This window comes from Pollutimonas thiosulfatoxidans (assembly GCF_004022565.1).
Lineage (GTDB): Bacteria > Pseudomonadota > Gammaproteobacteria > Burkholderiales > Burkholderiaceae_B > Pusillimonas_D > Pusillimonas_D thiosulfatoxidans.
The window spans coordinates 3,272,284-3,285,376 of record NZ_CP022987.1 but is presented as its reverse complement, the minus strand read 5'-3'; the positions used below and the strand labels follow the sequence as shown (position 1 = coordinate 3,285,376).

At 61.9% G+C, this 13,093-nt stretch carries 15 protein-coding genes; 8 read left to right on the top strand and 7 right to left on the bottom strand.

Annotated features, from left to right (window positions below; all coding sequences use genetic code 11):
* Positions 1-2: 2 nt before the first annotated feature.
* Together argB and CKA81_RS15855 are read left to right on the top strand one after the other, a co-directional pair.
* Complete coding sequence (gene argB / locus CKA81_RS15860; protein WP_128356166.1) at positions 3-902, top strand: acetylglutamate kinase; 900 nt, start codon at positions 3-5, stop codon at positions 900-902.
* Positions 903-906: 4 nt separating this feature from the next.
* Positions 907-1,665: a pyrimidine 5'-nucleotidase gene (locus tag CKA81_RS15855; protein WP_128356165.1), complete on the top strand. Its 759-nt coding sequence runs from the start codon at positions 907-909 to the stop codon at positions 1,663-1,665.
* On the opposite strand, the gene CKA81_RS15850 is transcribed toward CKA81_RS15855, so the two are convergent.
* The 4 genes from CKA81_RS15850 to gpmA are packed head-to-tail and all read right to left on the bottom strand — an operon-like array spanning position 1,616 to position 6,193.
* Positions 1,616-2,374: a HesA/MoeB/ThiF family protein gene (locus CKA81_RS15850; protein ID WP_128356164.1), complete on the bottom strand. Its 759-nt coding sequence runs from the start codon at positions 2,372-2,374 to the stop codon at positions 1,616-1,618. The two genes, CKA81_RS15855 and CKA81_RS15850, sit on opposite strands and share 50 nt — an antisense overlap.
* The gene (locus CKA81_RS15845; protein ID WP_128356163.1) at positions 2,371-3,909 is read right to left on the bottom strand and encodes a S41 family peptidase; all 1,539 of its coding nucleotides are present in this window, start codon (positions 3,907-3,909) and stop codon (positions 2,371-2,373) included. The genes CKA81_RS15850 and CKA81_RS15845 overlap by 4 nt, the downstream gene beginning before the upstream one ends.
* A gap of 60 nt (positions 3,910-3,969) precedes the next feature.
* Positions 3,970-5,442 carry a murein hydrolase activator EnvC family protein gene (locus CKA81_RS15840; protein ID WP_128356162.1) on the bottom strand — a complete coding sequence of 491 codons (1,473 nt, stop codon included), beginning with the start codon at positions 5,440-5,442 and terminating at the stop codon, positions 3,970-3,972.
* Position 5,443: 1 nt separating this feature from the next.
* Entirely contained in the window at positions 5,444-6,193 is a 750-nt protein-coding gene (gene gpmA, locus CKA81_RS15835) for a 2,3-diphosphoglycerate-dependent phosphoglycerate mutase (protein ID WP_128356161.1), read from the bottom strand.
* 90 nt (positions 6,194-6,283) lie between these two features.
* Here gpmA and CKA81_RS15830 point away from each other — a divergent pair, with 90 nt between their 5' ends.
* From CKA81_RS15830 to CKA81_RS15810, 5 genes are read left to right on the top strand one after another with little or no spacing between them, the layout of a single operon-like run.
* Positions 6,284-6,694, top strand: coding sequence for a rhodanese-like domain-containing protein (locus CKA81_RS15830; RefSeq protein WP_228255743.1), 411 nt, complete (start codon positions 6,284-6,286; stop codon positions 6,692-6,694).
* 24 nt (positions 6,695-6,718) lie between these two features.
* Positions 6,719-6,976, top strand: coding sequence for a glutaredoxin 3 (grxC, locus tag CKA81_RS15825; protein ID WP_128356160.1), 258 nt, complete (start codon positions 6,719-6,721; stop codon positions 6,974-6,976).
* A gap of 43 nt (positions 6,977-7,019) precedes the next feature.
* Positions 7,020-7,544 (top strand): protein-export chaperone SecB, encoded by a 525-nt coding sequence (gene secB / locus CKA81_RS15820; protein WP_128356159.1) that lies wholly within the window; start codon positions 7,020-7,022, stop codon positions 7,542-7,544.
* A 5-nt stretch (positions 7,545-7,549) separates the two neighbouring features.
* A complete protein-coding gene (locus CKA81_RS15815) occupies positions 7,550-8,605 on the top strand; it encodes an NAD(P)H-dependent glycerol-3-phosphate dehydrogenase (RefSeq protein WP_128356158.1) in 1,056 nt (351 codons plus the stop codon).
* Between the two features lie 26 nt (positions 8,606-8,631).
* Positions 8,632-9,630, top strand: a complete 999-nt coding sequence (locus CKA81_RS15810) for a Bug family tripartite tricarboxylate transporter substrate binding protein (RefSeq protein ID WP_128356157.1) — start codon at positions 8,632-8,634, stop codon at positions 9,628-9,630.
* A 1-nt stretch (position 9,631) separates the two neighbouring features.
* Here CKA81_RS15810 and CKA81_RS15805 read toward each other — a convergent pair whose 3' ends face one another.
* Both CKA81_RS15805 and CKA81_RS15800 read right to left on the bottom strand, forming a co-directional pair.
* Complete coding sequence (locus CKA81_RS15805; RefSeq protein WP_128356156.1) at positions 9,632-10,102, bottom strand: tRNA (cytidine(34)-2'-O)-methyltransferase; 471 nt, start codon at positions 10,100-10,102, stop codon at positions 9,632-9,634.
* A gap of 15 nt (positions 10,103-10,117) precedes the next feature.
* Positions 10,118-10,891 (bottom strand): ComF family protein, encoded by a 774-nt coding sequence (locus tag CKA81_RS15800; protein ID WP_128356155.1) that lies wholly within the window; start codon positions 10,889-10,891, stop codon positions 10,118-10,120.
* A gap of 80 nt (positions 10,892-10,971) precedes the next feature.
* On the opposite strand from CKA81_RS15800, the gene CKA81_RS15795 reads away from it, so the two are divergent.
* A complete protein-coding gene (locus tag CKA81_RS15795; protein WP_128356154.1) occupies positions 10,972-11,922 on the top strand; it encodes a methyltransferase domain-containing protein in 951 nt (316 codons plus the stop codon).
* Here CKA81_RS15795 and CKA81_RS15790 read toward each other — a convergent pair whose 3' ends face one another.
* The gene (locus tag CKA81_RS15790) at positions 11,923-13,041 is read right to left on the bottom strand and encodes an NADH:flavin oxidoreductase/NADH oxidase (protein ID WP_128356153.1); all 1,119 of its coding nucleotides are present in this window, start codon (positions 13,039-13,041) and stop codon (positions 11,923-11,925) included.
* Positions 13,042-13,093: the final 52 nt, after the last annotated feature.

Here is a 13,093-nt window from a genome sequence, read left to right as displayed (position 1 = left end):
CCATGACCACGACTTCCGACTCCCTATCGCATTCCTCGACCGTCAAGGCAGACGTACTGTCGGAGGCCCTGCCCTATATTCGGCGCTTCCACGGTAAAACCGTCGTCATCAAGTACGGCGGCAACGCCATGACTGATGAGCATCTGCAACGGTGTTTTGCTCACGACGTGGTGCTGCTCAAGCTGGTCGGGCTCAACCCGGTGGTCGTGCATGGCGGCGGCCCGCAGATCAACGCGGCCCTCAAGCGCATCGGCAAGGAAGGCGCCTTCGTACAAGGCATGCGCATTACCGACGCCGAGACCATGGAAGTGGTCGAATGGGTGCTGGGTGGCCAAGTACAGCAAGACATCGTCATGATGATCAACGAAGCCGGCGGCAAGGCCGTGGGCCTGACCGGCAAGGACGGCTGCCTGATCCAGGCCAGCAAGAAGCTGCTGGCCGACCAGGAAAAACCCGGCGAATGGCTGGACATTGGCTATGTCGGCGACATCACCCGCATCGAACCCGCAGTCGTCAAGGCGCTGCAGGACGATCAATTCATCCCCGTGATCTCGTCCATAGGCTATGGCGAAGACGGTCGCGCCTACAACATCAATGCCGATATCGTGGCCGGAAAAATGGCCGAAGTGCTGGGCGCTGAAAAACTGGTCATGCTGACCAATACGCCAGGCGTTCTGGACAAGAACGGCGACCTGTTACGCAGTCTGTCGGCAAGCACCATAGACGAACTCTTCCAGGACGGTACGATCTCGGGCGGCATGCTGCCCAAGATTTCTTCCGCCCTGGATGCCGCACGCAATGGCGTCACTTCCGTGCATATCGTGGACGGCCGCGTGCCGCATTGCCTCTTGCTCGAGATCCTGACCGATCGCGGTGTCGGCACCATGATCACTTCTCACTGACCCGATGCGACCCTTGCGCCGCAGCATGGCGCTGCACCGGCCGCCGCGCGACGGATCCGGTGCAGGCCATGACACCGTCTGGCTGTTCGACCTGGACAACACGCTGCATGATTGCTCCCGGGGCATATTCCAGGCCATAGATGGCGCCATGGCGCAAGCGGTGGCAAGCACACTGGATCTTGAAGCAGACGCGGCCAATGCGCTGCGACGAAAATACTGGAAGCGTTACGGCGCCACCGTCATCGGCATGGTGCGCCACCACAAGGTCGATGCGGCCGCCTTTCTGGCACTGAGCCATAGCTTCGAGGTCGCGCCGCTGGTGCACTCCGAAGCCGGCCTTGCCTATAAGCTTGGCCGCCTGCCCGGCCGCAAGATCCTGCTGACCAACGCCCCGCTGGCCTATGCACGCCAAGTGCTCATGCATCTGGGCATCCTGCATTGTTTCGAATGCCTGTGGGCCATCGATCATATGAATCTGCAAGGCACCATACGCCCCAAGCCTTCAGCCGCCTTGCTGCGCCAAGTACTGGCGCGACTGAAGGTACCCGCCAGCCGAGTCGTGCTGGTGGAAGATACCCTCAGGAATCTGAAAGCTGCGCGACATGTCGGCATGCGCACCGTGCATGTGTTTCATCCGGGAACACCGTTTTCTTCACTGCACCGCGGGCGCAGCGCCTACGTCGATGTCAGGGTCAATGCCGTCGGCAAGCTGCTTACCGGGCCTCACGCCCTGCGCACACCGCGCAGTGCGGATCGCGTTTGAAGCGTATGGTTTGCCATTGCATGGCAAGCGCGTCCAGGCATAGCATGCGTCCCACCATAGGCTCGCCCATCTGTGCCAACACCTTGATGGCTTCGGCGGCCTGCATGCTGCCTACGATACCCACCAGAGGACCCAGCACGCCGGTCGTGGCGCAGCGTAGCTCTTCCACATCGTCGGCTTCAGGGAACAGGCAGTGGTAGCACGGTGCATCGGCTCGCCGTAGATCAAATACGCTGACCTGGCCGGCAAAGCGAATCGCCGCGCCCGAGACCAGCGGCTTGCGATAGCGGACACAAGATCGGTTGACCGCATGGCGCGTGGCGAAGTTGTCGCAACAATCCAGTACCAGGTCGGCCAGGCTGACTTGTTCATCCAAGGCCTGGCCATCCAATCGGGCCACCAGCGCATCAATGCGTATCTCGGGGTTGATGTCATGCAAGGTCTGCTTGCCGGACTGGGCCTTGGCTGCGCCCACACGCGACGTGTTGTGCAGAATCTGTCGTTGAAGGTTACTGAGGTCTACGACATCATCGTCCGCAAGAACGATATGCCCAACACCGGCCGACGCCAGGTACAAGGCAGCCGGCGAACCCAGGCCTCCGGCACCTACAATCAAGACCCTGCTGGCATGCAGCCGCTCCTGTCCTTCGATCCCGAACTCATCAAGCAGAATATGCCGCGCGTAACGCAGCAGTTGCTGATCGTTCATTGCGCGGGAATCAAGCCTTCAGGCGTTATCCGGTACCGCTCTACACCGCTAGCGGGACTCAGTGGGTTTTTTTTTTCCGCAGCAGCGTCATCAGTGCTGGATTCCGATTTGGCCTGGTCTGTGGCCTGGTCTGTGGCCTGGGCTTCGGTCTTGGCTGCCACCAGCGACGGATCGCTGCGCTTGACCGCCCGACCCTCCAGGAGGTTGATGGCCTGCTTGAGCTGGTAGTCGTCAGCGCCACCGAACTCGAACATCTTGGGGAGAGACTCGTCGTCGGCTGCATCGGCCTTGCTGGCTTGCTCTTCAGCCAGTGTGGCGTTGTGCAGGTGTCGCTCGAGATCGACTTCGCGCGGCAGGCGGAACAGATTGCCCTGCGCCGTGTCGTCCACAAGGATGTCGGGCTCGACACCCGTGACTTGTATGGATCGACCTGCCGGCGTGAAGTAGCGCGCGGTGGTCAGCTTGATGCCGGTGGTTTCGCTTAATGGCAAAACACTTTGCACCGAACCTTTGCCGAAGGTGCGATTGCCCATGATCTTGGCACGCTTGTGATCTTGCAGAGCGCCGGCAACGATCTCGGAAGCGGAAGCCGAGCCGACGTTGACGAGCACCACCATGGGTACTGTCTTGGCCCAGTCGGATACGTTCTGGCCGGCAGGCTGCACCGAACCGCTGTCCAGGAAACTGCGCATGGTGTCTACCGGCTTGGCGAAGTACTCGCGATTTGATGATGGGATACGGCCCTTGGTGGACACGACCAATACATCCGGAGGCAAGAAGGCCGACGAAACGCCAATGGCGCTGTCCAGCAGGCCGCCCGGATCGTTGCGCAGGTCAAGGATAAGCGCCTTGGGTTGCGCGGTGGCGCTAAGTTCGCCCAACTGGCGCGCCAGGTCTTGCACCGTGCGTTCCTGGAACTGAGCGATACGTACATAGGCAATACCGTCGTCCAGCATCTTGCTGCGCACGCTGCGCACCTTGATGAGATCGCGCACGATGGTCACGACAACAGGCTTTTCGTTTTCCTGGCGCTTGATGGTCAGCACGATGGATGTCTTGGGTTCGCCGCGCATCAGCTTGATGGCGTCGCCCAATGGCATGCCCTTGGTGGGCTTGCCGTCGATATGCGTGATGATGTCGCCAGCCATGATGCCGGCACGCGCGGCAGGCGTGTCTTCTATTGGTGAAATAACCTTGGGCATGCCGTCTTCCATGCCGATCTCGATACCCAGCCCACCGAAGCCACCTTGCGTGATGGCTTCCATTTCCTTGAATGCTTCAGCATCAAGGTAAGTGGAATGCGGATCGAGCTCGCTGAACATGCCCTTGATGGCATCGTTGATGAGCTTCTCGTCGCCCAGGGGTTCGACATAGCTGCTTTTGATGGCAGCAAAAACATTGGCGAACTGCTGAAGCTCTTTCAGCGGCAAAGGATCGCCGCGCTGTGCGGCGGCCGTTATACCCAGGCTGATCAGGATTCCGCCCAACGCCCCTACAATCACCAAACCGAAACTGCCTATCCTGCGAGTGCTCATGCACGTTCCTGAAGTCATTTTCAAATAGTCGACTGCCGCGTCAGGCAAATAGTAACGAAATTAGCGCTTCAACCATAGCAGCGGGTTAACTGGCGTGCCCTGATGCCGGATCTCAAAGTATAGACCGGGCTCGACCTGCCCGCCGGTGGCGCCCACCGTGGCTACGGTATCGCCCCCAGCCACGACATCACCAACGCGTTTCAGCAGGCTCTGATTGTAAGCATACACGCTCAAATACTTGGCGCCATGGTCAATGATCATGATATTTCCAAAGCCGCTTAGCCAGTTGGCGTAGACCACCCGTCCATCGGCGATGGCGCGCACCGCAGTGCCTTCCGGCGAGCGCAGCACAATACCTCGCCACAAGCCGCCTTCGGGGCGTTCCGCGCCGAACTTGCCCAGGACATCGCCTGAGACGGGATAAGGCATCCCTTGCCGCAGTCCGGCAAACCCGCCTGAGGGTACCTGAGGGCTCGCCTGGGGGCCCGTGCCCTCGACCGAGCCCCTGACTGACTGCTCGGCCGGCGCAGGCTCTGGCGCCCGCGCTCGCGCCTCGGCCTGTTCGGCAGCACGCGCTTCCCGGCGGGCACGCTCGACCTGTATGCGCGCGCGCTCGGCTGCCTCCTGGTCCTGCTGGCGCCTAGCGGCTTCCTGTGCGGCACGAGCGGCCTGTTCCGCCTCCCGGGCCCGCTGCCGTTCGCGTTCGAGTTCGCGCTGGCGCTCCAGCGCGTGTTGGCGGGCCTGCTCCGCCCGCCTGGCCTCTTCTGCCCGCCGTTTCTCTTCGGCGATGCGGGCGGCTTCGACTTGCCGGGCTATTTCTTTCTCGAGCCCGGTAATCAGTTCGCCCAGGCGTTGTTCGTTGCGCGCCAGGCGCTCGGCCTGACCGCGCTGTTCCTTTAATTGGGCCTCGATACGAGCCAATACCTTCTGGCGCTCGGCCTGCTGCGCTTCCAGTGCTTTCTGCTGTTCGACGGCTTCATCCGCAAGCTGCCCGAGTTCTGTACGCCGCGCTTCGGAAGCCGCACGCAAGGCGGCCAGTTCGTCCAGGGCTTGGCGCACCGCCACCACGGCTTCCGCCTGCGCCTCGGTGATATACCCCAGATAACTCAGGTCGCGCCCGATGACTTGCGGGTCGTCGCCAGACAGCAGGGCCGTCCAGGGTGACAGCCCGCTGGCGTATTGCGCACGCAATTGATCGCCCAGCGCGTCCTGACGCTCGCGCAATAGGCCTTGCTGCGCCGTGATGCGCCCTGCTATGCGGGTCAGGTCTTCTTGCACCGCTTTCTGCCTGTCGGCAAGTTCGGCCAGGCGACGGCTATGCTCCGAGATGGCAGACTCGGACTCTTTTAGCTGCTGCACAGCGCCACGACGCGATGATTCCTGGCTGTCGATTTCCTTCTGCAGAACATCGATCCTGGCCCGCAGTTCGGCTTGCTGCTTGCGGGCATCGGCTTGCTTCTGCTCGAGAGCGGGCTCGGTAGCGCATGCCAGCCCCGCCCAACACGCCAGCACCAGCATGCCGATCAAACGCATGTTATTTCCCGGCCTTGCCCTGGTTGGCAACGGCGGCCATTGCCGCCTCGATTTCGGCCGGATCACCCAGATAATAGTGACGCAAGGGCCGCAGATCGTCATCCAGCTCGTATACCAGGGGCTGGCCCGTGGGAATGTTCAGGTGAACGATATCTTCCTCCGATATGCCATCCAGATGCTTGATAAGCGCGCGCAGGCTGTTGCCATGTGCTGCCACGAGCACGCGGCGACCGGCCCGTATGGCCGGCGCGATGGAGTCGTTCCAGAACGGCAGCACGCGCTCTACTGTGTCCTTCAGGCATTCGGTGGCGGGCAGCTTGTCGGCGGCGATCTTGGCATAGCGGCGATCAAAGCGCGGGTGGCGTGGGTCGTCATTGTCCAGCGGATTGGGCGCGGTGGCGTAGGCGCGGCGCCAGATTAGCACTTGCTCTTCGCCGTACTTGGCGGCCGTCTCGGCTTTGTTCAGGCCCTGCAAGGCGCCGTAATGCCGCTCGTTAAGGCGCCAGCTAAGGCCCACCGGCGTGTACATGGCGTCCATGGCATCCAGCGTGATCCAAAGCGTACGTATGGCGCGTTTCAGTACTGATGAATACGCCAGATCAAAGCCAAAGCCCTGTTCGCGCAGCAGCTGGCCGGCTTGCCTGGCCTGCTCGCGTCCGGTGTCGGTCAGGTCGACATCGGTCCAACCCGTGAAGCGGTTTTCCAGGTTCCACTGGCTTTCGCCGTGACGCATCAGTACAAGTTTGTGCATAGTCAAAATCGCCTAAAAGTTGAAATTCGCCGTCCATTTTATAATCGACGGATACAGCCCTGATTCCCTGGGGCGTTTTCGGGATACATCGTGGACTTTTTACTAGACCAGAACAACCTTTTAATCGTGTTTGTCGCCCTGGCATCAGGCGTGATGCTCATGCTTCCCAACTTGCTCAAGGGCGGCGGTAAAACCGTCGGCATACAGGAAGCAGTCCAGTTGGCCAATCAGAGCCAGGGCATTTTCCTGGACGTACGCAGCCAAGATGCCTACAAAACAGGCAGCATACCGCAGGCACGCAACGTGCCGGCTGCCGATATCAACAGCAAACTGGCCAGCCTGCCCAAAGACAAGCCTATCATCATCGTATGCGACCAAGGGCGGGACTCTACCCGCCTGGCAGGGGCACTGCGCAAACAGGGCTATACCGGCGCCGTGGCGCTGGACGGTGGCTTGAAAAATTGGCTGCAAGCCGGGTTGCCGCTATCCCGGAAAACCTGAACCACCTCGCAACAAAGGAACACTATGGCAAACGTCACCATGTACTGCACGGCGGTATGCCCATATTGCGTACGCGCCGAAATGCTGCTTAAGCAACGCGGCGTTACCGACATCCAGAAAATCCGTATCGACCTGGACCCGGCCCAGCGCGACGCCATGATGGCACGCACTGGCCGGCGCACCGTGCCGCAGATTTATATCGGCGACACCCACGTAGGCGGCTTTGACGACCTGGCGGCGCTGGATCGCGCCAACGGCCTGATGCCCTTGCTTACGGCCTGAGCCTACACTACTTCGTTAATCTCTTAAATTTTCAGGAACCCAAATGGCCGAACAGAAACAAAACGCACAGGACACTCAGGAAAGCCAGGACCCGAGCTTCAGTCTGCAACGCACCTACGTCAAAGATCTGTCGCTGGAAATGCCTAACGCGCCTCAGATTTTCCTTGAGCAGGAAGGCCCAACGGTCGAGGTTTCGATCAATGTCGGCGGACAGCGTCTGGCCGAAACGATTTACGAGGCGACCGTTACCGCTACGGTCACCACGCGCATTGAAGACAAGGTGCTGTACCTGATCGAGGCCACGCAGGCGGGCATATTCGAAGCCGCCAACATCCCGGCCGAGCAACTGGACCCACTGCTGGGCATCGTCTGCCCCACCATGCTTTATCCTTATCTGCGCGCCAACGTGGCAGACGCCATCAATCGCACCTCGTTGCCGGCGCTGCATTTGGCTGAAGTCAACTTCCAAAGCCTTTACGAGCAGCGCCTAGCGCAGTCGGCCCAGGAAGAGCAACAAGGCGGGCAGGACTCTGGTTTGATTCTGCCCCCGGGCGCGACGCGTCAATAGCAGCCGTGAGCCCCTCTCGGCCCGTTCGCGCCACGGTGCTTGGCGCCGGAAGCTGGGGTACGGCGCTTGCGGTGTTGGCCTGTGACCAGGCCGACACGCTATTGTGGGCACGCAATCCCGCAGTGGCGCAAGAAATCAATGGCCAGCACACCAACCATGGCTACCTGCCTGATGCGCAGCTGCCTGCCGTGCTGCGTGCCACCGACAATATCCAGGACGCGGTCTCTCATGCCTGTGCGGGTGAGCATCCCGGCCTGATTATCCTGGGCGTCCCGGTTGCGGGACTCCAGGCCCTGTGTGAGCGCGTGGCTAGCTTGCTTGCCAACAGTAAGGCCCCGCAGCCAGCCATCGTCTGGACATGCAAGGGCTTTCATCACGAAACCGGGCAATTGCCGCACGAGCTCGCGCGGGCCGCCTTTGCGGCCTTCCCCGATATCGGCCTGGGTGTATTGTCGGGGCCGTCGTTTGCCCGCGAAGTGGCAGCGGGCCTGCCCGTTGCCCTTACTGTCGCCACCGCTGACGAACGCTGTTCGCAACTTGTGTTGTCGGCCTTGCATGGTCGTACCGCGCGCATCTACACCAGCCAAGATGTGGTTGGCGTAGAGGTCGGCGGGGCACTGAAGAACGTCATGGCCATCGCCTGCGGCATATCGGATGGCTTGGCACTGGGTACCAATGCGCGTGCAGCGCTCATCACACGCGGCCTGGCCGAAATGCAGCGCCTGGGCACGGCACTGGGCGGATTGCCCGAAACCTTCGCGGGGCTGACCGGCCTGGGCGACCTGGTCTTGACCGCCACCGGCGCCTTGTCGCGCAACCGGCAGGTGGGGCTGGCCATCGGCCAAGGTCAAAGCCTGGACGATATCCTTGCCAGCGGCGTCACGGCGGAAGGCGTGCGCTGCACTCGCTCTGCATTGGCGCTAGGCCGCCGCCATGGCATCGAACTGCCCATTACTGCCGCCGTCTGCCGCATACTGTTTGAAGGGCTGTCACCGCAAGAGGCCGTCATCGGCCTGCTGTCGCGCGATGCCAGGCCCGAATCTGCAACCCCATCCGACTGATCCGTCTACACCTTGAAGGAAACCCCATGTCCCGATTTTCTCCTCTTCGCCGTCGGCTGCACCTTTCGATCATAGGGCTGGCTGGTGCCGGCGCGTTGCTCGTGGCCGGAGCGGCACAGGCCGCGTGGCCGGAGCGCCCCATCCAGATGGTGGTGCCCTTCCCGGCCGGCTCATCGCCCGACATCCTGGCGCGAGCCGTCGCAGAGCCGCTCGCCAAGGAACTGGGGCAAGCCGTAGTGGTAGAGAACAAGCCTGGTGCGGGTGGCAACATCGGCACGCGCTATGCCAGCAAGGCCAAGCCTGATGGCTACACCATCCTGCTGACCATCAATGGTCCCATGGTCACTGCACCGACGCTGTACAAGAAGTCCTTGGGCTACGACCCCCTGAAGGACCTTGCGCCCATCACCCTGGTGGGCACCAGCCCCAACGTATTGATAGTGCCGGCAAACTCACCTGCCGCCAATGTGCAAGAGTTCGTCAAGCTTGCCAAGGAGGATCCGGGCGCCCTGAACTACGGTACCGTGGGCCCGGGCAGTTCGTCACATCTGGGTATGGCCATGCTGGAGCACCAGGCCGACATCAAGCTGCAGCAGATTCCTTATTCGGGCTTCCCGCAAGTGATCACCGCGATCATAGGCGGCGACATCGACGCAGGATTCATGGTGCCCGGCATAGCGATGACACAGGTCGCCTCCGGCAAGGCGCGCGCTCTGGCCATCACCAGCCTGGAGCCCAGCGATGTCTTGCCGGGCATCCCCACCATGGCCGAGCAAGGTTACCCCGGCTTCGAGTCGATATCGTGGGACGCGATCTTCGTCCCTGCGGGCACGCCCGATGACATCATCGAAACGCTGAACAAGACCATAGGCGAGATCCTGCAGCGCGAAGATGTGCGCCAGAAGCTGGCAGCCTTGTACTTCACGCCAGCCGCTTCCACGCCGCAAGCATTGACCGACCTGGTCGTCAGCGAGAAAAAGCGCTGGGACGAAGTGATTGAACGCCTGGGCTTGTCGCTGGATTGATTCAGATGCTGCCCGCGTAGCCAGCCTGGCGCCAGGCCTCGTACACCGTGACGGCCACGGCATTGGACAGGTTCAGGCTGCGCTGGCCCGGGCGCATCGGCAAGCGCAAGCGCTGCTCCGGCGGGAACAGCGCCGTTTGCTCGGCTGACAAGCCGGCGGTTTCGCGGCCAAACACGAACACATCGCCCGGACGAAAAGCCACCTCGCCAATAAGCCTGGACGCCTTGCTGGTCAAGGCATAACGCCGCAGCGCATCGCCGCCTGTCGCGGCCAGGGCGTCCTCCAGACTATCGTGCACCTGCAGCGTGGCCCACTCGTGATAATCGAGGCCGGCCCGCTTCAGTTTTTTGTCGTCCAGATCAAAGCCCAAGGGCCGCACCAGATGCAGGCCGGCGCCAGAGTTCGCCGCCAGGCGTATGACATTGCCGGTATTCGGCGGGATTTCGGGTGATACAAGCACGATGTGAAACATGGTCGTCCAATACGGTCATCGATAAGGTGTGCGCGCCAGCACCAAGCCGGTTACGGTTGCCGCCCCAGCCTGCTTGAGCACTTGCGCGATACTGTGCAGGGTACTGCCGGTCGTCAGTACATCGTCAACGACAGCCACTGAAGCCCCCTGCAACTGCTGCGGACAGTGGTACAGATGCCGGGCGCTGTGCACGCGCTCGGCCCGCGCCAGGTGAGTCTGCTTGCGCCCCTCGCGGGTTCGGGTCAGCAACCGCGGCCTGCAAGGCCATTGCAACTCGGCTGCCAGGCAGCGGGCTACTTCGGCTGCGGGATTGAAGCCGCGTTTGCGCAAGGCGGCAGGACTGGCCGGCACAGGCACCAGGATTGTAGCTGCTGGCCCGATCGACCCGGCACGGCGTAGCGCATCAGCCAACAGGCATGCCAGCATGTTGGCGTGCCCGTAACGCCTGTCCACCTTAAGCTGGTGCACCAGCAGATCGCCCGGCGCGGCGTAATCGAATGCCGCAACCACGTGATCGAAGCTGGGCGTGCGCAAGGCACAATCGGGACAGCTGCCGGCGCCGTCCAGCGCCAGGGCACACAAGCGGCAGCGCGGCGTAGCCTGGCGCATGGAACGCGTGACGGCGTGTTCGCAATAAGTGCAAAGCGCGCCGCCCGACGCACTATTGCCGCACAAGACGCAGTGTGCAGGAACGCTGGCGAGCACGCGACGCCATTGCTTGCGCAGGCGCGGCCAGAACAGCGCCTGCGTCGGCTGGCTGGGTTCGCACCGGTACGGCATATGGTTCATAATGGCATTTCTATGGAAAGTGCGGGCACCGTCTCATCAAAGCACAAGCCCGGCTCCAATACTATTGCCCCGGTTCAAACATGTCACAGCCTCCGTCCCTACGCGTCAGCCCTTCCCATGTCAGTTTGCAATTCGCTCGTCGCAGCCCACTGGACGGCGCGCAGTTTCTTTACGGAGAGATCGCGCAACGGATGCTGCAACGCCTGAGCTATATACGCATCGCGCCCACCACCGTGCTGGACGCCGGCTGCGGCGCAGGCCATGCCCTGGAACCGCTACGGGCGCGCTACCCCGAAATTTCGTACACCGGGCTGGACAATTGCCCAACCCTGCTCGAGGTAGCCCGCGAGCGCTATGTGGCCAAGCCTGGTTTCTGGCAGAAGCTGCGCAACAAGCCTACCCCACCCGTGGAATTCATCCATGCCGATCTGGCCGAGTCCGGCATATCGCCCGAAAGCCTGGATCTGGTGTGGTCGAACATGGCGCTGCACTGGCATCCCGAACCCCATAATGCCCTGGGCGAATGGCGCCGCATACTCAAGCCTGGTGCGCTGGCCATGTTTTCGTGTCTGGGTCCGGGTTCGCTTGCCGAGCTGCGCAGCGCGGTGGAACAGGCCGGCCTGCAGACCGCCACGCCGCAGTTTGTCGACATGCACGACTTTGGCGATCTACTGATTGAACGCGGCTTTGCCGACCCCGTCATGGACCAGGAGATCATCACGCTGACTTATCGCACGGCGGAGAAACTGCTGGAAGACATGCGCATATTGGGCGGTAACCCCAGCCTGGACCGCAAGCCGGGCCTAAGCGGCAGGCAATGGCGCCAACGCCTCATGGATGCATTAGACGCGCAGCGCCATAAAGATGGCACCATTCATCTGACCCTGGAAGTGGCCTACGGCCATGCCTGGCGTTCGGCCTCGCGGCGGGCCGCGTCGGGCGAAACTCGCATCTCGGTGAAGTCTATAGGCCGGGCCGGCGATGCCGACGGCTTGCGGCCCACGGTCAAGCCGCGCAAGACCGATAACTGATCAACGCATCCCGAAGCTGATTTTTCCGAAGACCGCATTTTTACCGGCAGGTAAAGAGCGCCAGTATTGCGGCGGCCCCTGTACCTGACCGTCCAGCTCCGCAGCGGCATGCCATGCCCAGCGGGGGTCATAGAGAAACGCGCGCCCCAGTGCCACCATGTCAGCCTGGCCGCCCGAGACGATATCAGCCGCTTGCTGGGCTTCGGTGATCAGACCCACCGCAATCGTCGTGATGCCGGTCTCACGCTTGATCGCTTCGGCAAGGTGCACCTGATAACCCGGCCCGATGGGGATCTGCTGCTTTGGGGACACCCCACCGCTGGAGACATCCAGCCAGTCGAGGCCTTTTTCCTTCAATGCCTTGACCAGCTCGATGGTCTGGTCCAGGGTCCAGCTGGCTTCGTCGTTGACCCAGTCTGTGGCCGACACCCGCAAGCCGACCGGCATTTCTGCGGGAACTGCGGTCCGCACTGCCTCGAAAACCTCCATGGGAAAGCGCATCCGGTTCTCGAGGCTGCCGCCATAGCGGTCTGCACGCCGATTCGAGATGGGCGACAGGAACTGGTGCAGCAAATAGCCATGGGCGGCATGCAATTCGATGGCGTCAAAACCCAGGCGGACGGCGCGTCTGGCAGCGTCGACAAAGTCTCCCTTGATGCGAGTCAGGTCGTCCACGCTTAATGCGATTGGGGCGGGTTCGTCCGGCTTGTGCGACACGGCCGAAGGCGCCAGCGGGCGCCATCCCCCGCTTGCCACCGGAATAAGTTGGCCGCCATCCCAGGGTGCTGCACTTGATGCCTTGCGTCCGGCATGTGACAACTGTATGGCTATCTTGACAGGCGCCACCTCGCGCAGCGTGTTCATTACACGCGCCAATGCGCGCTCGTTGTCGTCATTCCATAAGCCCAGGCAGCCCGGCGTGATGCGTCCTTCGCTGCTGACTGCAGTGGCCTCTACGCAAAGCATGCCTACGCCACCCAGCGCGAGACTGCTTAAATGGGCGAGATGCCAGGCTGTCGCGCTTCCGTTGTCAGCGGAATACTGGCACATGGGAGAAACGACGATACGATTAGGCAGCGTCAAGCCGCGCAGGGCAATGGAATCAAACAGTCCAGGCATCGGACCTCCTTCGGTCTTGGGGGGATAGCATGCGGCATGGCAGGGCGTCACA